We start from the raw sequence: 228 nt of genomic DNA, 5'->3' as shown, positions 1-228 counted from the left end.
GGTTTATTTTTTTTTTTTTTTTTTTTTTTTTTTTTGTGTTTTGTTTTTTTTTGGTGGGGTGTTGTGTGTTTTTTTTTTTTGTTGAGTGTTGTGGTTTGTTTTTTTTTGGTTTTGTGTTTTTTTTTTTTTTTGCAATGTGTTTTTTTTTTTTCATTCTGGGTTTTTTGTTTTTTTGGTGTTATTTTTCTTCCGTTTGGGTCTGTAACATTTTTTTTTTTTTTTGTTTTT

The 228-nt window shown here is 22.4% G+C and carries 1 protein-coding gene; it reads right to left on the bottom strand.

The genetic code is table 11. The annotated features are described in order from the left end of the window. Positions 1–228 (bottom strand): hypothetical protein (locus tag ACR6JA_RS22185; RefSeq protein WP_494599546.1); only part of this gene is annotated, 228 nt, incomplete at both ends.

The organism is Cedecea sp. B1(4), from assembly GCF_059414925.1.
This window is presented reverse-complemented; position numbering and strand designations above follow the sequence as displayed.